This is a genomic window from Micromonospora nigra, assembly GCF_900091585.1.
GTDB classification, from domain to species: Bacteria; Actinomycetota; Actinomycetes; order Mycobacteriales; family Micromonosporaceae; genus Micromonospora; species Micromonospora nigra.
The window spans coordinates 4194195-4211310 of sequence record NZ_FMHT01000003.1 but is presented as its reverse complement, the minus strand read 5'-3'; the positions used below and the strand labels follow the sequence as shown (position 1 = coordinate 4211310).

Here is a 17116-nt window from a genome sequence, read left to right as displayed (position 1 = left end):
CGGGATACCGCGAGATGCCGCACCTCGCGACACGTCGCACAGGATGCCGTACCTCACGCAACACCGCACGACGAGGCCGTTGTCTACCGGCTCTCCAGCAGGGCCAGGATCGTCTGGTTCGCCACCCACCCGTCGGGGAACTTCACCGGCAGGTCGAGGCGCGCCGGTTCCGTCGACGGATGCGCGTCGAGGAGATCGGCGATTCCGGCGCGGGCCACCACGACGCAGGCGTGCCGATGTCGGGAGGTCAGCACGCACAGCCGCCCCGACTCCAGGTGGAACGCGGTCGCGTCACGGCGCCCGGACAGCGGATGCAGGACGATCGTCAGGTCGTACTCGCGGCCCTGAAGCCGGTTGGCGGTGTCGACGGTGATGTCCGCGCCGGCCTCGCCGAGCTGGGCGCGGACGGCCGCGACCTGGTCGCGGTGGGCAGCCCCGACAGCGATCCGGTCCGCCGTCACGGGTGCGCCGCCGGGGGCCTGCTCGGAGACCGCGACCGCACCGCGCGCCAACGCCCGCAGGGCGAGCGCGGCGCACGCGGCGGCGGCCTCCGAGTCGGTACGCGGAGTGTGCCGGGCCGGCAGTTCGTGCAACGCCCAGCCGGTGCGGGCGGCCGTCTCGACGGTCACGTCCAGCGCGTCACCGGCACCTGGTCCGGGCAGGTGCAGGGCGCGTTCCCGGGGCCCGGTGCCGGCGCGGAACCCGGTGAACGGGTAGAACGCCTGCGCGACCACGGGCGCCGCCGACGCGGGCAGCCGCCACGACACGGGCAACCGGTGCACGGGCAGGTCGGGGTTGTGTCGCAGCAGCACCGCCACCGCCGACTGCATCGGATCCCAGGTGAGCCCCGCCCAACGCACCGTCTCCACCGTCGAGAACGGATCGAGCTGCCCGGGATCGCCCACGAACAGGGCCCGGTCGAACCTGCCGGCCACGCGCAACAGGGCGTCCGAGCGCATCTGGTACGCCTCGTCCACGATCGCCCACGGCCAGGATCCCTCGCTGACCGTGGCCCACTTGGCGGCCGTACCGATGACGACAGTGGGGCCGCCCAGGTCGGTGACCTTCGCACCGACCCGGACCTGCTCGTGGGCCCGCACCCGCGCCGAGGGCTGGTAGTCGGTGGCGGACAGCCGGCCGATGCGCAGTTCGGGGGCCTTGCCGGCCAGCCGGTCGATGAGATCGTCGACCTGCTCGTTGGTCTGCGCGACGATGATCAACGACTCGCCGGCGGCAGCCAGCTCCACGGCGGCCCGCACCACGAGGGTCGACTTGCCGGCCCCGGGCGGCGAGTCGACCACCACGCCCCGGTGCGCGCCGGAGCGCAGGTCGGCGAGCACGGCGGCGATCACCCGTTCGGCCTCGACGGCGGGTGGCACCCCCAGCGCCGACATGACCCCACCTCCCCACCCGACGCCCGGACCCTATCCCACGCCCCCGACAGTCCCGATTCCGACAACAGACCCGCCAGGGGTGCGTGCAAATCATCGTGCACCCGCCCGTAAGGGGCACCGGCTGACATGACAAAGGGTGTCCGCACGATGACTCGGCAGCTATGGTGTCGGGCTCCGACCCTCACTACACATAGGACCAGAGTGAGCACCAATACCCTGATCCTGCACTTCACCCACGTCGACAATCTGCCGGGCATCCTCGCCGCCGGTCGACTGTTCCCCGACGGCGCAGTCGGGCAGCGCCTAGCCACGGACGTCGGCGCAATCGACATCAAGGCGCGTCGACGAAGCCGCCCGGTTCCCTGCCTGCCCGGTGGCTTCGTGTCAGATTATGTCCCGTTCTACTTCGCTGGCCGCTCGCCGATGATGTACCGAATCGCCTGCGAGCACCGCGACGGAGTAGTGGGGCGTTATCCGGACGGGGACCGGGTCCGGAGACGGTCGGCCGAGTTCCTCGTACACCGTGAGTTTCCTCTCGACCTGCTGACCGGCTACGCCGTACGCACGCAGGAACGGCGGGAACAGGTGACGCGCGTCCTGCGTACGGCTGGCATCATCGACGCATACGTTGGTGTCAGGGGGGACTGGTACTACGGATACCGCAGAGGGGAGGTGCGCTGAGTGATAGTCGTCAGTCATGGCAACCTGCTGACCGCCGACGCCGAAGCCCTCGTCAACACCGTCAACACGGTGGGGGTCATGGGCAAGGGCATCGCTCTCCAGTTCAAGCGCGCCTTCCCCGCGAACTACGCGGCCTACCGGGCGGCCTGCGCCGCCGGGGACGTCGAGCTCGGCAAGATGTTCGTGTTCGACTCCGCCCGCCTCGGTGCCCGCCGATATGTGATCAACTTTCCGACCAAGGGGCACTGGCGCGCCGCCTCGAAGATCACTGACATCGAGTCCGGCATCGTCGATCTCGTCCGGGTCGTCCGCGAGTTGGAGATCTGCTCCGTCGCGGTGCCCGCGCTCGGCTGCGGCAACGGCGGCCTCGACTGGGAACAGGTTCGCCCCCTGATCGAGCGTGCCTTCGCCGCACTGCCCGACGTACGGGTGCTGCTGTTCCCGCCCGAGGGCGCTCCCGCACCGGCTGAAATGCCGGTCGCCACTCCAAAGCCGCCGCTTACGCCCGGACGCGCCACACTCCTGCGTGCCATCGAGCGCTACCTTGAACAGTCGCGCACCCTGGAACCCCGGGATGGCGTCACCACCCTGGAGATCCAAAAACTCAGCTATTTCCTCCAAGTGCTGGGGGAGCCGCTGCGTCTCCGCTTCACCCAAGGGCAGTACGGCCCCTACGCCGAGAGCCTGAACCACGTGCTCGATCTACTCGAGGGGCACTACCTCGTCGGCTTCGGCGACCGCTCGTCCCGCGTCGAGGATTTCCAGCCCATCGTGCTCACCGAGGGCACCGGCGAGGCAGTGGCTCGCTGGTGCGAATCAGCGAACCAGTCGCCGGCAGCCCTCGATCGCCTGGCCGATCTCGTTGAGGGCTTCGAGGCGCCGTACAGCCTCGAACTCCTGGCCACCGTACACTTCGCCGCGCAGACGAATCCCCCGACTCACGACCTCGACGAGTTGATCGAGCGCGTCCAGGGGTGGAGCAGGCGTAAGGCCCGCCTGTTCACCCGCGCACACATCACCACTGTCTACGAGCGGCTCATGCAAGCCCGGCTACTGCCGGCTCTCTCTTCGTCGACCGCCTGAACCGTCAGGTAGGGGGCATGCCAGAGGCAGATCGTCGACGGCCCCCGCGTCATGCAGCTCAGCGCATCGAAGGGCCGACCGCTCTCACGGTCATGCCTGCTGCGGCAGGGTGAGGATCTCGGCTCCGTCGTCGGTGATGGCGATCGTGTGTTCGCTGAGTGCCGCCCGGCAGCCCGGGGCGCAGCCGGTATCGAACACCACGAGATCCGGCCGCACCGTGGGTCAGCGGTTGCCCTCGTAGGTTCCGAGCTCGCAGCTCCCATGCATGCTGGCGATACTCAGTGATTCGAACCTGTGTCCAGCCGGGCGGGCGGCCAGGGCTGCGGGCGTGGCAGGACCGTCGTCCGGAAGGTGGCGGCCCTGCCCGACAGCACGGCCGTTACGGAAGTGGGCCGCTCTGCATGGTCATGGTGACCGTGCTGTTCGCGACCACCTTCGTCCCGCCCGCCGGTGACTGGCTCGCCACCCACGCGCCCGGACTGGTCGACCCGGTGAAGACGGGCACCAGGCCGGCGGCCCGTACGGCCTGGTCGGCCTGCGGGCGCAGGCTTTCGCGAACGTTCGGGACGGTCTTGTCCAGCGGCAGCTCCACCGAGAGGGAGACGCTGCACGACGAGTTGCCGTTGAAGATGGACAGGCCGTTGAGATGGTTGCCGGCGTAGAACGCCTTCTCGGGGGGAAGGTTCAGCGGCGGCGGGACGAGGTTGTCGGGGATGCGGCCGGGCAGGTCGGGCCACAGCTCCGGCGGCAGGTAGTTGGCGAAGAACATCATCAGCAGGTCGTCGGTGGCGATGCCGACGTGTGGGCACGGCCCGCTGCTCGTCCGGCAGGGCACGTTCTGGTTGTACGGGAAGTAGTCGTAGTGGTCGGCGTTGCCGTAGACGGCCCGGTGCTTGGGCTTGGCGATGGCGTTCCAGCTCGGGGCGTCGAGGGTGGCGCCGAAGTCGTCGACGCCCCAGGTCAGCAGGCGGGGCACGGTGCCCTGGTGGATGGGTTTGGTGCCGTAGCCGGGCTGCCAGTCGTTCCACACGCCGCTGAGCGACGCGACGGCGGCGACCTGGATGCGGGTGGCGAGGATGCCGGCGTGCAACGCACCGTAGGAGTGGCCGGCCAGGCCGGTCTTCGCGGCGGGGAGCAGCACGGCCTTGCCGGGCCAGCCCTGCCGCATCCAGGTCACGGTGTCGGCGAGCACCTGCTGGGTGCCGGGGCTCCGGGCGGGGTGCACGTGGATGTCCGGCAGCTCGGGTACGGCGACGATGTAGCCGCAGCGGGCCAGCGCCGCCGGGGTGCGGAACCAGCGTTGGTAGTGGTTCGTGTCCTGGGCACAGTAGCCGTGGGCGAAGACGATCAGCGGGTACCGGCCGCAGCCGCTGAGCAGCTGCGCCGTGTTCGGGCTGGTGTCGATGCTCGGGTGGAACACCCGGACGCGGGTGGGCGCGCTGTCGGCGGGCCCGTACTCGTGCCAGCCCCAGAAGACGGGGGCCAGGGCGCTCGGTTGCCAGCCGATGGCGCAGCTGGACGGTGGGGTGAGGGCGGCGGGTCGGATCTCGTCGGAGGTTGCGTCGGTCACGGGGTCTCCTCACCGTGCGGACGAACATGTCGGCGGCGCCTCACGCACCGCTCAACCGGAGCGTATTGGCGCAGGCCACGCGGCGTCGCCGGAGTTTCACCGTTCTGCCGCTGATCCGACAGTCCCGCAGCCGGCGACCGGTCAGGGCCGGTGACCCCCGTCAGGGCCGGTGACCGGTCACCGGCCGCGCGGAACGGGCGACAGTGAGCAGGACGGCGAGGGACGCGACCGTCGACGCGCCGATCACCACCCCCATCGGCACCGCGCTGCCCTCCCCGCCGAGCCCCACCAGCGGTGCCGCCACCGCGCCGACCACCGACTGGATCGCGCCGAGCAGCGCGGCGGCCGTGCCGGCACGGGCCGGGTGGCGGTCCAGGGCGAGGGCCGTGCCGTTGGGCATCACCATGCCCAGGGTGCCGACGAAGACGAACAGCGCCACGATCACCAGCGGCAGGCTGCCGAGCATCGCCCCGGCGAGCACGGCGAGGGCGGCGGCCACGCTGACGCCGAGGGTACGCACGAGCAGGGGGCGCGGGTCGAACCGGTCGAGCAGCCGGGCGTTGAGCTGGCCCACGGCGACCAGGGCGAGGGCGTTGGCACCGAAGATCAGGCTGAACGCGGTGCCGGAGAGGCCGAACACGTCCTGGAGGACGAACGACGATCCGGAGATGTAGGCGAACAGCCCGGCGAAGGCGAGGCCCTGGGTCAGCGCGTACCCGACGAAGATCCGGTCGGTGAGCAGTGCGCGGCCGGCGGCGGCGACGGCGGTCAGGCCACCGGCGCTGCGCCGGGTCGCCGGCAGCGTCTCGGGCAGTCGCGTCGCGACGGCGGCCGTGAGGAGCGCGCCGATGACGGCGAGGGCGACGAAGACGGTACGCCAGTCGCCGAAGCGCAGCACGAGGCTGCCGAAGGCGGGGGCGGCCATCGGCGCGACACCGAAGATCAGGATGAGTCGGGAGAAGTACTTCGCGGCGTCCCGCCCCTGGTAGAGGTCGCGGACGACGGCGCGGGCCACGACGACACCCATGCCGCCGGCGAAGCCCTGCGCGAGACGCGCCGCGGCCAGGGTCTCGGCGGTGGGTACGGCCGCGCAGACCAGCGACAGGATCGTGTACGCCCCGACGCCGACCAGCACCGGTCGTCGCCGCCCCCAGCGGTCGGACAGCGGGCCGGTGACGAGCTGCCCGAGGGCCATGCCGACCAGGCAGGTGGTCAGGGAGAGCTGGATCTGCGCCTGGCTGGCCGACAGGTCGCCGGTCATCTCGGGGAAGGCCGGCAGGTAGGTGTCCAGCGACAGCGGCCCGACGGCGGTGAGGGAACCCAGCAGCACGAGCAGCACGACGGCGGCCCGGCCGGTGGGGGCGGCGACCCGGGCGTCCGGGGGTGCGGGCGGCGCGGCGGCGTGCGGCATGGTGCGGGGTCCCTCCGGATCGGTGATCCCGGCTACGATAGCTCTGGCTACAGAGTTGTTGCATCGCGAAGGGACTTCCGTGTGACGGAGGAGACGCTGGGCCTGCTCGGTGGGGCACTGGGCGACCTGCACCGGGTGCTGCGCCGGGCGGCGACCCAGCGCGCCGGCCGGGTCGCCCTGCCCGACGCCCAGGTCGAGGTGCTGCTGCTCGTGCAGCGGCAACCGGGGATCGGCGTCCGGGAGGCCGCCGAACGCCTCGGCACCGCCCCCAACACGGTCAGCACGCTGGTCGGCGAGCTGACCGGCGCGGGCCTGCTGCGCCGCGAGCGCGACCCCGCCGACCGGCGTAGCGTCCGACTCGACCTGACCGACGCGGCGCGGGACCGCATCACCGCCCACCAGCGACACCGGCGGGACCTGCTCGCCGCCGCGCTCGCCGGGCTGGACGCCCCGGAGCGGGAACAGCTCCTGGCCGCCGCCCCCGCCCTGCGGCACCTCGCCGACCGGGTCGCCGACCAGGCCAGGAGCGCCGTCGGCCCACCGGGACGAGTCTGACGACCGACAAGCCCGACATGCGGCGTCTCGCGCTGCCCCCGGCCGTCGACACCCCGATCTGCCGCACACCGGGCTCCCCGCCCGCTTCGCGCCCTGGCCCGGCGGGGAACGGATCATGGGCCGGAAAGGTGTCGTACCCCGGGCCTAGCGTCGAGTTCGACCATGACACCTCGCCCGACAGCGACGACGGAGGAGTCTCCGATGATCGACCACCTCGGCATCCAGGTCCGCGACCTGGCCACCAGCGCCGCGTTCTACGACACCGTCCTCGCCCCGCTGGGCGGCAGGCGGCTGCTCGACTATCCGGAGGCGATCGGCTTCGGCACCACCGAGCCGGACTTCTGGGTCAGCCCGGCGACCGACGAGGGCCCCGGCCGCGAGAACCACGTGGCGTTCACCGCGCCCGACCGCGCCGCCGTGCAGGCGTTCCACGACGCGGCGGTCGCGGCCGGCGCACAGGTGCTGCACGCGCCCCGGACCTGGCCCGAATACCACCCCCACTACTTCGGCGCGTTCGTCCGCGACCCCGACGGCAACAACGTCGAGGCGGTCTGCCACCTGCCCGGTTGACCCGCAGCCCAACGGGCCGGAGTGCCGGAGTCACGGTGAGGGGCAGCGTCAGGGTCGGTCCGGCCGGGGCGGCAGGGCAGCCGCCGGCGCCCGGGCGTCAGTCCCGGACGGCGCGCCGTACCCCGTCGTGTGCGGCGCAGGCCCGAGGGCTGCCACCGGCGAGGCTGACCGAGCCGTCGCGGCACTGCACCAGGTAGCCGCGTCCGGCCCAGAACTGTGGTACGCAGTCGAACCAGTCGCACACCTCGGCGGCCGGCCTGCGGATGCGGTCGCCGCCGCAGAAGCCGTACCCCATCGGATTGGCGGGGGCACCGCAGAGCTGGTCGCGCGTCGGCGAGGGCGAGGTGCCACCGCGTCGCGGCTTCGCCGAGCCGGTGGCCCCGCGCGGTTTCGGGGTCGTCTTCGCGGCGGCCGGGGAGCCGGGCGGGGCGGGGGTGGCCGCGACGGCGAGCTCCGGGCCGGTCGGGTCCGACGGATCCGACGTGGCGAGCGCCACCGGCACCATCAGCACCAGGCCGGCGGCGACCGCGACGGTGCGCCGGCCGCCGGGCACCAACGACGACAGCCGGGCCTGGGCGGGGGTGGCGATGGTCGGCCGGAACGGCTTGAGCTGGGCGTGTTCGGCGATCAGCTCGTCGAGCTGGGCGACAACCGTGTGACGCTGCTCGATCGCGTCGGCGAAGGCCAGGGTGAGCACGAACCGGAAGTCGGCGGCGGCGTCGACGGGCAGCATCAGCCCGGAGGCTCGACGGCGGTCGAGCACCTGGAGCAGGGTGACGGGGGCGTGCGGGTCGTGGGCGAGGCCGGTCATCCGGCCGTACGCCCAGTCGCGCCGGCCCCGCCCGCCGAGCAGCACCAGCCGGCGGTTGGTGATGACGGCGATCCCGGTGTCGGCCACGCGCACCCCGTCGGGGCGGCGGGCGCGCAGCGGCCCGGTCTGCGGGGTGACGGTGAGGTCGGGCGCGGGAAGCACCGCGGTGTGCCGCACCTCCACCAGGTGCACGGCCGGCAGGACCCGGAAGACCACCTCGTCGGAGGCGAGTTCCAGGGCGAGCCCGCTGCCGGCCTCGACCGTGCCGTGGCAGTCCTCGGCGAGGGTGCGCAGCCGGCGCAGCTCCTCGTCGCGGCGTCGCCACGCGTCGTCCGCGCCGCGGTACGCCCGCAGCCGGCGTTCGTTCTGCTGACGCGCCCAGCGGTAGCGCCAGGTGGAACCCGTCGAATCTGTCCTTGCCACGCCGACTCCTTCGCCGAGCAGGCCACCAACGGGGGTGTCACCTGGGTCAACTCGGAGGCAGGCGGCTGCGGACACGCCGGATCAGCACGATTTACCCGAACGGCGGACGAAATCGGACGATAAGGGGGTTTTCGTGCGTCGATTCAGGTTCGGTGGGCGTGGCGACGAGGGCGCGTCGGCGGTGGCGCGTCGTGGATGGCGCGTCGGCGGCGGGCGCGACGCGTCGACTCAGGGCGACTCCACCGTGGAGATGCGGAACTTGTGCACCTCGGCGCCCATGATGGCCACCGTCTGCTCCCGGTCGGGGCCGGAGCCACGGAAGTCGAGCAGCTGCTCGTCGGACTCCCACCGCTCGTAGACGTTGATCCGCCCCGGCTCGACCAGGTCGCCGCTGATCGCGAAGTCGACACAACCGGGAGCGGACCGTGCCTGACGGACGACCTCCTCGCAGGACGCGAGATAGTCGTCCCGCTCGGCGGGGTCGACGTAGAGGGTGCCGGCGACGATGAACACGAGCGAGGACCTCCCGGGAGTAACGACGATCACGGCCATCCTCCCCCGGGCCGACCCGCCGGGACCACCACCCCCCGACGGGCCGACCCGTTCACCGCTCCGATCGTCACGCCCGGGTGATCGCGTTGGCGTGGATCGCCTCGTGCAGATACGCCCCCAGCCCGGGGGCCATCGCCTCGTAGTGCCCGAGGAACCGCTCGTCGGCCAGGTACATGTCGGCCAACCCGGTGTGGACCTCGTACGGGCAGTCGTAGAACCAGCGGACGATGTGCTGCCGGTGTTCCTCGGCCAGGTCCATCGCCGCCGGGCTGTCGGCGGGCGTGCCCGAGGCCATCAGCGCGACGATCCGCCGCCCCCAGTCCTCGGTCTCCTCCCTGATCCGCAGCCAGTCCTCCTTCGAGTAGCCCGACGCGCGCCGGATCGACTCCCGGTAGGCGTCGGTGTCGCCCCAGCGCCGCCGCGCCTCCTCCTCGTGTGCCTCCGGCTCGAAGTCGCCGAAGACCTCGAACCGCTCCTGTGGGGTCAGCCTGATGTCCAACTTGCTCGCCTCCATCGCGAACTCGATCGCCGCGACCATCTCCTGCAACCGCGCGATCCGCGCGCTGAGCAGCTCGTGCTGGCGGCGCAGGTGCACCGCCGGGTCGCTCGCCGGGTCGTCGAGGATCACGGCGATCTCCTCCAGCGGGAACCCCAGCTCGCGGTAGTACCGCACGAGCTGGAGGCGCTCCAGGTCCACGTCGTCGTAACGGCGGTAGCCGGCGGGGGTGCGCCCGCTCGGCGACAGCAGCCCGATCTCGTCGTAGTGGTGCAGCGTCCGCACGGTCACCCCGGCGAACCGGGCGACCTGGCCCACGGTGTACGCCATGGTTCCCTCCCTTCCTGGGAACCACGGTCCCGCCTGCCGTTACGTGAGGGTCAAGCCCGATTCTGCGGCACCGGTCACCCGCCCCGCGGGGTCCGGTCCACCGCCGGACACGGCCCCGGCCTTCAGCCCACCGCCGGGCACGGCCCCGGCACCCGAACCCCCGCCGGGCGCGGCACCGGCACCCGAACCGGCCCGGCCATGCAACTCGGCGAGGCTGGCCGGGCGGCCGTACCGCCAGCCCTGGCCCTGGGCGCAGCCGATCGCGGCGACCGCCGCGTGCTGCCCGTCGGTCTCCACCCCCTCGGCCACCACGCGCAGATCGAAGGCGCCCGCGAGCCGGGTCACCATCTCCACGGTCGCGTACGCGCGGGCGTCCTCGGGGATCCGCGACACGAACGAGCGGTCGATCTTCAACTCGGTGGCGGGGATGCGATGCAGATAGCTCAGCGACGAGTAGCCGGTACCGAAGTCGTCGATCGCGATCCGCACCCCCAGCTCGCGCAGCCGGCCCAGCCGGTCCAGCACCGCATCGGTGTCCTCGATCAACGCCGACTCGGTCAGCTCCAGGGTCAGCGCCTGCGGCGCCAGGCCCGCCTCGCCGGTGGCGGCGGTGACCGTGGCGACCAGGTCGGGGCGGCGCAGGTGGGCCGCGGCGATGTTCACCGCCACGGTCGCCTCCGGCAGCCGGTCGCGCCAACTGGCCGCCGCCCGGCACGCCTCCCGGATCACCCACCGGTCGATGGGTACGACCAGCCCGGTCTCCTCGGCCAGCGGCAGGAACCGCGCCGGGCTGAGCAGCCCCAGCCGGGGGTGCCGCCACCGCACCAGCGCCTCGGCGCTGCGCACCGTGCCCGTGGACAGGTCGACGATGGGCTGGAAGTCCAGGTGCAGCTGCTGTTCGTCGACGGCCCGACGCAGGTCGGCGATCAGCTCGGCGCGACTGACCGCCGATTCCCGCAGCGCCGGCGTGCACCGCCGGTACGCGGACTTGCCGGCGGCCTTGGCCGCGTACATCGCGATGTCGGCGTCCCGGAGCAGGTCGGTGTACGAGGTGTGCCGGGGACCGTACTCGGCGATGCCGATGCTGGCCGACGGATGCACCCCGACGACCTCCTCCCCCGACGACGGGTGCAGCGCGGCGAGCAGCCGCTCGGCCAGCCGTTCCGGCGTCACCGGGCGGCCCCCGGCGAGCAACACCGCGAACTCGTCGCCGCCGAGCCGGGCGATCATCCCGTCGTCGGCGACGGCGGCGCGCATCCGAGCGGCCAGGCCGGCCAGCAGGGTGTCCCCGGCGGTGTGCCCGAACCGGTCGTTGACCTGCTTGAACCCGTCCAGGTCGAGGAGCAGGACGGCCACGGCGGGCTTGTCCCGCAGGCCGGCCCGCAGCCGCCGGACGAACGTCAGCCGGTTGGGCAGCCCGGTGAGCTGGTCGACGTACGCGAGGTGGCGCAGCCGGGCCACCAGCCGCAGGTTCTCGTTGGCGGCCAGGCCCTGCCGCAGCGCCAGTGCCGCCAGCAGCGCCATCAGGGCGGCGAAGACCAGCGGTGGGGTCTGCCCGGTCGGCCGCCGGGTCAGCACCACCGCCACGATGGCCCCGCCGACCGGCAGGTACGGCAGTGCCACCCGCCACCGCGGCGGCAGCGGCGAATCGCGCTTGTCGTCACCGGCGTCGCGGTGCGGCGGCGGATGGCGGGTCGCCACCCCGATCAGCAGGTACGTCAGCGGCCAGCACACGTCGATCGGGTGGCCGGGGGCGTACTCGCCGGCGGCGAACAGCGAGACGTACGCGGCGTCGGCGACGACGCGTACGGCCAGCCCGACACCGATCAGCGTCATCGGTAGCCACACCGGCCGACCCGGCCCGGCGACCGCGACGAGAATGGTCAGCTGCATCAGGTCGAGCATCGGGTAGAGCAGGCCGAAGGTGCGCAGTGGATCGCTCAGGTCTGCGGCGGCGATGCCCCGGAACACCAGCACCCAGCCGATCGGGATGAGCGCCAGCGCGACGATCATCCCGTCGAGCACGGTGCGGGCCCGGCCGACGAGACTTCGGGGAGCGGACCCGGCGCACAGCAACGCGGCGGTGCCGGTGACGATCCCGGCGGTGAACACCGCGCCGATCAGCGGCGTGTGCGGCAGGTCGTCACCGGTGAGCCGGAACACCGTCCACAGCGCCCGGCCGACGGCGGCGAGACCCATGGTGACCGCCAGCAGCAGCCAGAACCGGCGCAGCGCGGCGGGATGCCGCCGGGCCGCGTCGGCACACGCCACCATGGACCAGACCGCGACGGTCAGCGCGCCGAGGTCGCTGGCCAGTGCGGCTCCGGGCAACCCGGCGACGAGCCAGATCGCCTCGACGGTCAGCGCGCCGCCCGCGACGGGCAGACCCCAGCGCGTGACACGCCTCGCGGCGGACGATGCCGCGCCGGCCCGCTCGACGTCCTGTGGCGACCCAGCGATCGTTCCGGCTCCCTCTCGTGCGTGCCGCCCCGACGGCTCTCGTGCGTGCCGCCCCGAAGGCTCTCGTAAGGGCAGCCTCGACGGCTCTCGTGCGGGCAGCCCCGAAGGCGAGGAGCGGTCCCGGCAAACCCCGAAAGACTAGCCAGGCACCCGACCCCTCGCCAGGGCCATCCGGACACGGAGTCACCAATCCGACGCGCCCCGGCCCTTGACCGTGGCTACCGCACCCGTCGCGGGCTCAGTCAGGTTGCCGTGCCGGCGGGGGACGGTGGAGGGCCGCCGTGCGTCCACGGGGTCTCCTCCACCGCCGGAAAGTCCGCCGCGGGCAGGTACGCGTCCGACAGGGCGGTGTAACACAGCCGCTCCCCCACCAGCGGCACGCTGCCCGGGGTCGCCTTCCGGCCGCGCCCCATTCCGCCGGACAGCTCCAGCACCACCTCGGTGTGCCCCTCGGCCACCCGGGTCACGAACACCACCCGTGCCTTCTGCGCGGGTCGGACCGGCGACGACAGCGTCGCGCCCACCGGCACCCCCACCGGATCGGCGGTCACCACCTGGATCCGGGGCCGCAGCACCGCCCGCTTCCCGCTGTCGTCGATCCGGTCCGGGTCCGCCAGCGTCACGTCGCCGACGAACGCCTCCCCGGTCAGCCGGTGCTCCGCCATGACCAGGGGGTCGTCGAAGGCGCGCTGCACCGCGTAGGAGGCCGCCGCCCGTTCCAGCCGGTGCAGCCGTTGCGCGGCGGCCACCGCGCCGTCGACCCGAGGCTGCGGCCCACCGTCGGCGTCAAGGTGGTCGCAGTACGCCGTGAAGGCGTCCCGGTCGGCGTCCCAGCGTCCCGCCACCCGGGGGCCGGGCGGCAGGGCACGCAGCAGTCCCAGGCCGCGCCACACCAGCTCCCAGGTGGGCGCGAGCTGGTCGCGCAGCAGCTTCTCCAGCTCCGCGTACGCCCCGGCGCGGGCCACCTCGTCGTCCCCCGCCGCCGCGTACGCCTCGATCGCCGGGCCGAGGAGCCGGTTGTCGAAGTCGGGGTCGGTGGTGGGCCCGGCCGGCGGGCACCGCAGCGGGTCCTCCGCGTGGGCCGCCGCCTGCGGGCCCGTCGAGCCGGCCGGCGGGGCGATCCAGCCGAGCAGCGCCGGCAGGTGCTGGTCCTCCACGGCGCTCTGCCCGGTGGCCCAGTGCAGGGTCAGCGCGTCGGTCAACGCCACCAACGCCGACGAGCCCGGATGCTCGGCCCGCTCGGCGAGGAAGGTCAACCAGCGCCCCAGCAGCGGCACCGACGGGTGCACCGGATAGTCGCCGTCCGGCCGGCGGAACCGGGTGGAGCGGCCGAGCAGCCGCAGGAACGTCACCCCGGCCGTGTTCGGCACCACCACCTGCGGCGCGTCCAGATACCGCAGGCGCACGTCCCGACCCCGGTCCACGGGCACCGCCTCGTTGGCGCCACGGTGGGCGTCCACGTACGGCAGGACGATCCCGGCCAGCTCGGCCGCGAAGGCGAACCGCTGGTCCCGGTTGCGGGGCTGCGGCACGACCAGCAGGCGCGCGTCGCCCGGTGCCGTTCCGGCGAGCACCGCCAGGGGGGCGTTCGCCTCGCCCGCCATGGCCAGTGGCACCAGCACCAGCGGCCGGGTCGACAGGTGCAGGTGCCGTACGGTGGCCACCGGCTGGGCCACCCCGGCGGCGACGGCCTGCGCCCGGGCCAGCGCTCGCAGCGTACTCACGGGGCGACGCCCAGCGCCTCGGCGCGCAACCGGCCGGCGGTGCGCAGCAGCGCGGCGGCCTCGGCCTGCTCCGGGGTCGGGTCGCGGTCGCCGGCCGCGAGCGCCAGGGCGTCGTCGACGTCGGCGACACCGCCCAGCGACTCGCGCACCGCGCGGCCCAACGCGGCGGTCCGTCCGCGCGCCTCCTGCCGGCAGAAGTACGCCAGCTCGCACGCGGCCAGGCATTCCGGGGCGTAGCGGGCCTCCACGCCGGACAGTGCGGCGGCCAGCGTGGCCGGGTCGGCGTCCGGGTCCGCGGTGAAGTCGTCGGGGACGGTGGCCAGCAGCGCGTCGAGCCCGGCCATCCGGTCGAGCTGCCGGCGCAGCGCCAGCAGTTGCCGGCGCACGTCGACCAGGCTCGCCACCGGCTGGTTGGCGAAGTCGCGGGGGCAGACCAGCACCACGTCGTGGGAGACCAGTTCGGGGTCGTGGCCGTGCGCGGCGAGCAGGTCCCGCAGGGCCAGCACGTAGACGGCGGACTGGATCGCGGCGGCGGTCACCTTCGACGGGTCGGCCTGCCCGTCGATCACCGGGAACGACTTGATCTCCACTACGTGGAACCGGCCGGCGAGGCGGGCGGCGACCAGGTCGGGTTCCAGGTGCACCCGTTGCCCGGCCACATCCAGCCCCAGCATCGGGTGGTCGAACAGGGCGGCGTCGCCGGCCCCGGGCGCGGCGAGCAGCACCTCGGCCGAGCGGCGCTGCCGGGCGGCGGTGTCGTCCGCGCCGACGCCGAGGTCCGTCCAACTGGCCGTCGCCGGCACCGGTACGCCCAGCCGCTGTGCCACCAGCCGCAGCAGTTCCGCCCCGCCGTCGGCTTTGACCTGCGCCTCGAACGCGTTGCCCCGGCTGATCGCGAAGCGGGACTGCCCGAACCGCGCCGGGAACCCGATCCGCTCGGCGAGCGCCGGCTTGTCCACCCCCGCCCCGTCCAGGACCGCGCGGCGGGTGCAGCCGGGGTTGCCGGTCAGCGCGGCGATCGTGCGGGCGTTGTGCCGCTTCGGCGGCACGTCACCGCGGATCGTGGCCAGTCTCCGCTGCATGCTCGTCACGAGCGGCCACGATAGTGCTCGTCACGATCGGGTACGACAGCCGCGGCCACGTCCACGGGCCTCAGGAGGACGTGCCGGCCAGCACCGCGAACAGGCCGAAGCCGCCGCAGCACAGCACCCCGACCACGGCCAGGGTCACCAGCATGATCGTGTAGTTCGACCACAGGCCGAACGAGGTCACGTCGACGCCGCGCCCGTCGCGGACCCGGTTGCGCCAGCGGCCGAAGTCGAACGACAGGTGGTGCACCGCGCCCGGATGGGCGTGCAGCGTCGTCGTTATCAGGGGCATCCCCGTGAAGTCGGTGTACCGCACGTCGTGCGGACCGGCCGGCACGGCCACGTGCCAGGTGCCCGCGCCGGGGATCGGCACCTCCCTGCGGTCGATCTTGAAGCGGGAGGTGGTGGGGACGGGCACGATGTAGGGGCCTCGGTTCACCGACACGACCAGGACCGCGTGGCCGGGTGGCGGCGCGACCGGATAGGGGTACGCCGCCAGGGGCGCGACCGGGTGCGGCTGCGGGTACGCGTGCGGCGGAGGGGGGTACGACACGCCGACATCCTGGCACGACCCGTCGAGCGGTGCCGTGTCACCGACCTCCGGACCTGTTCCGGGGCGAGCGGGGCAGGCCGGTGCCGGCCGTCGGCCGCCGGACGCGACGACGCCACCGCCGGCCGGGCGTGCACGGCGGCCGGGCGGCGGAGCCGCCGGGTCGCCCAACGGCCGGGTCGGCGGGTCGCACCGCGGCGCAGTCGCCCGGTTGCCCAACGACCGGGTCGGCGGAACGCCAGCCGATCAGCCAGCAGAGGAAGCGCGCCACCTCAGCCGACCGGAAGGCGCTGCGCGTCGGCCTTCGACACCTGGTACTCGGCACCGCAGAAGCTGCACTGCTGCACGTACCGGGTGCGGATCGGGATCAGCGGGACGAAGAACAGGGTGAACCGGGTGGCACGTCGACTGACGACCTGGGCGGCGTGGTTGCCGCAGTGGCGGCAGACCTGCTGCACCACACCCGAGCGGGTGACCTTGGTCCGGAGCCCGAAGATGAAGAACATCGCCCGCCATTACCCCGCCGGGACCGTCGCCTCACCTGACTGGTGGGAACTGTCGGCCGGATCACTGTCCGGGCACGGGTTCGGCCGATCGGGCCCGCTCGCCGTCGGGCCGGGTCGGCCGGTCGGGCCGGGTCGGCCAGTCGGGCGGGCTCACTGTCCGGATGTGGATCGACCGGACGTCGACTCACGTCTATGATCTCGGCGTCACCCGGAGTGATGGGATGGTCACGGTGCTCCGACGGCTGGCCCCGGCGGGGCCCGCACCCCCGCAACGCCCGTCCCGCCCGCCGCGCAACCGTGATCCGAGGAGTCTGACGCCGTGTTCCCAGACCTCTACGCCACCAGCGCCCAGGTGCTGCCGGTATTGATGCTCGCCCTGCTCTGGGAGTCCCGTTTCCTGGAGCGGGTCCGACAACAGTCACGGCTTCCGCGACGGCTCGACCCGGCCCGGGGCGTGCTTTTCTGGACGAAACGCCGGGTGCGGTTCTACGCCGGTTTCGTGGCCACGATGAGCGTGGTCGGCACCGGCGTGGCGGTGCTCGTCCTGGCCGAGGCACTGCCCGACGGGCCGGTGCTGCGGGCCTTCGTCTGCGGGTGCGTCCTGCTGACCCTGGGCACCCTCCTCACCCGCTCGCTCATCGACATCGTCCTCGCCACCCGGGAGCCGCCGGCGGCGACGGAGCCGCCAGCCAACTCCGCGCGACCAGCAGACCTGTCGGAATCTGGACAGCCGGACGGCGCGCGTGGGAGGTGACGGGCCGGGCGCCGACCAGCCCCGCCGGGTCTCATCGGCGGGACGACCTGCACGGGGTCCGGTACCGCCGCCGACCCCCGGCCCGACCACCTCGACGACCGTCGTCCGCAGTGGAATTCCGTGGGCACCTGCCCCCTCGCGTCCGCGGGTAACCTGTC

At 73.2% G+C, this 17116-nt stretch carries 16 protein-coding genes; 5 read left to right on the top strand and 11 right to left on the bottom strand.

Annotated elements, in window-relative coordinates; translation table 11 throughout:
- Positions 1-83: 83 nt before the first annotated feature.
- On the bottom strand, positions 84-1394 hold the full coding sequence (locus GA0070616_RS18280) for an AAA domain-containing protein (protein ID WP_091084109.1): 1311 nt from the start codon (positions 1392-1394) through the stop codon (positions 84-86).
- Positions 1395-1595: 201 nt separating this feature from the next.
- Between GA0070616_RS18280 and GA0070616_RS18275 the strand changes: the two genes are divergently transcribed.
- Together GA0070616_RS18275 and darG are read left to right on the top strand one after the other, a co-directional pair.
- A complete protein-coding gene (locus GA0070616_RS18275) occupies positions 1596-2075 on the top strand; it encodes a DUF4433 domain-containing protein (RefSeq protein ID WP_175440120.1) in 480 nt (159 codons plus the stop codon).
- Positions 2076-3158, top strand: a complete 1083-nt coding sequence (gene darG / locus GA0070616_RS18270) for a type II toxin-antitoxin system antitoxin DNA ADP-ribosyl glycohydrolase DarG (protein ID WP_091084102.1) — start codon at positions 2076-2078, stop codon at positions 3156-3158. It begins immediately after the preceding gene.
- Positions 3159-3537: 379 nt separating this feature from the next.
- On the opposite strand, the gene GA0070616_RS18265 is transcribed toward darG, so the two are convergent.
- Together GA0070616_RS18265 and GA0070616_RS18260 are read right to left on the bottom strand one after the other, a co-directional pair.
- Complete coding sequence (locus tag GA0070616_RS18265; protein WP_091084099.1) at positions 3538-4728, bottom strand: alpha/beta hydrolase family protein; 1191 nt, start codon at positions 4726-4728, stop codon at positions 3538-3540.
- A 160-nt stretch (positions 4729-4888) separates the two neighbouring features.
- On the bottom strand, positions 4889-6139 hold the full coding sequence (locus tag GA0070616_RS18260; protein WP_091084094.1) for a multidrug effflux MFS transporter: 1251 nt from the start codon (positions 6137-6139) through the stop codon (positions 4889-4891).
- Positions 6140-6220: 81 nt separating this feature from the next.
- Here GA0070616_RS18260 and GA0070616_RS18255 point away from each other — a divergent pair, with 81 nt between their 5' ends.
- The gene (locus GA0070616_RS18255) at positions 6221-6694 is read left to right on the top strand and encodes a MarR family winged helix-turn-helix transcriptional regulator (protein WP_091084090.1); all 474 of its coding nucleotides are present in this window, start codon (positions 6221-6223) and stop codon (positions 6692-6694) included.
- A gap of 201 nt (positions 6695-6895) precedes the next feature.
- Positions 6896-7264 carry a VOC family protein gene (locus GA0070616_RS18250; RefSeq protein WP_091084086.1) on the top strand — a complete coding sequence of 123 codons (369 nt, stop codon included), beginning with the start codon at positions 6896-6898 and terminating at the stop codon, positions 7262-7264.
- 97 nt (positions 7265-7361) lie between these two features.
- Here the strand turns inward: GA0070616_RS18250 and GA0070616_RS18245 are convergent, their stop codons facing one another.
- From GA0070616_RS18245 to GA0070616_RS18210, 8 genes are all read right to left on the bottom strand, one after another.
- Complete coding sequence (locus GA0070616_RS18245; protein ID WP_091084081.1) at positions 7362-8498, bottom strand: hypothetical protein; 1137 nt, start codon at positions 8496-8498, stop codon at positions 7362-7364.
- A gap of 228 nt (positions 8499-8726) precedes the next feature.
- Positions 8727-9050 carry a putative quinol monooxygenase gene (locus tag GA0070616_RS18240; RefSeq protein ID WP_175440119.1) on the bottom strand — a complete coding sequence of 108 codons (324 nt, stop codon included), beginning with the start codon at positions 9048-9050 and terminating at the stop codon, positions 8727-8729.
- Between the two features lie 67 nt (positions 9051-9117).
- Positions 9118-9876, bottom strand: a complete 759-nt coding sequence (locus tag GA0070616_RS18235) for a MerR family transcriptional regulator (RefSeq protein WP_091084073.1) — start codon at positions 9874-9876, stop codon at positions 9118-9120.
- A 39-nt stretch (positions 9877-9915) separates the two neighbouring features.
- Positions 9916-12207 (bottom strand): putative bifunctional diguanylate cyclase/phosphodiesterase, encoded by a 2292-nt coding sequence (locus GA0070616_RS29190; RefSeq protein ID WP_281188181.1) that lies wholly within the window; start codon positions 12205-12207, stop codon positions 9916-9918.
- Between the two features lie 371 nt (positions 12208-12578).
- The gene (locus tag GA0070616_RS18225; RefSeq protein WP_091084070.1) at positions 12579-14060 is read right to left on the bottom strand and encodes a hypothetical protein; all 1482 of its coding nucleotides are present in this window, start codon (positions 14058-14060) and stop codon (positions 12579-12581) included.
- Complete coding sequence (locus GA0070616_RS18220) at positions 14057-15142, bottom strand: hypothetical protein (RefSeq protein ID WP_091091054.1); 1086 nt, start codon at positions 15140-15142, stop codon at positions 14057-14059. The genes GA0070616_RS18225 and GA0070616_RS18220 overlap by 4 nt, the downstream gene beginning before the upstream one ends.
- 70 nt (positions 15143-15212) lie before the next feature.
- Positions 15213-15701, bottom strand: a complete 489-nt coding sequence (locus GA0070616_RS18215) for a hypothetical protein (protein ID WP_091084065.1) — start codon at positions 15699-15701, stop codon at positions 15213-15215.
- Positions 15702-15970: 269 nt separating this feature from the next.
- Complete coding sequence (locus GA0070616_RS18210; RefSeq protein ID WP_091084062.1) at positions 15971-16204, bottom strand: zinc-ribbon domain-containing protein; 234 nt, start codon at positions 16202-16204, stop codon at positions 15971-15973.
- A 319-nt stretch (positions 16205-16523) separates the two neighbouring features.
- Between GA0070616_RS18210 and GA0070616_RS18205 the strand changes: the two genes are divergently transcribed.
- On the top strand, positions 16524-16958 hold the full coding sequence (locus tag GA0070616_RS18205) for a hypothetical protein (protein WP_091084059.1): 435 nt from the start codon (positions 16524-16526) through the stop codon (positions 16956-16958).
- The last annotated feature ends 158 nt before the right edge of the window (positions 16959-17116 follow it).